This is a genomic window from Leptospira ognonensis (assembly GCF_004770745.1).
Taxonomy (GTDB): Bacteria; Spirochaetota; Leptospiria; order Leptospirales; family Leptospiraceae; genus Leptospira_A; species Leptospira_A ognonensis.
Genome location: NZ_RQGD01000017.1, coordinates 1 through 379 on the forward strand (window position 1 = coordinate 1; position 379 = coordinate 379).

The following is a 379-nucleotide window of genomic DNA, read 5'->3' on the forward strand; positions in this document are numbered from 1 at the left end:
ACCGCTTAATGTTTTAAATCCAATTCCATTCTCTGAATTCCTAATATACCCTTTTTTAATTAAATTTGTATAAAGATTGTTTTTTGATTCTTTTAATTGTGTATCAGGTCCAGTACAATTGATAAGTCTATCTACTTCATAATCTAATTGTTGGCCTTTAGTAGTGTTGATCGATACTTTGAGGGATTCATCTTGCAAATGAACCTTTTGAATTCTTGCACGTATGAATTTTAACTTTCCTGTGTTTACCCAATCTGATATCATCTCCATGGATTCTAGCGGGATTCTATGTCGAAATGATTCCCAAAATGGTCTTACGTGTCTTAAAAATCTCAATTGATCTTTGGTTTCCCAACTTTTCCAAATTTTCGAGATATGG

At 32.2% G+C, this 379-nt stretch carries 1 protein-coding gene; it reads right to left on the reverse strand.

Annotated elements, in window-relative coordinates; genetic code table 11:
- Positions 1-264, reverse strand: a 264-nt coding sequence (locus EHQ58_RS05210) for a hypothetical protein (protein WP_210412783.1), incomplete at its 3' end; no start/stop codon positions are given.
- Between the last annotated feature and the right edge of the window lie 115 nt (positions 265-379).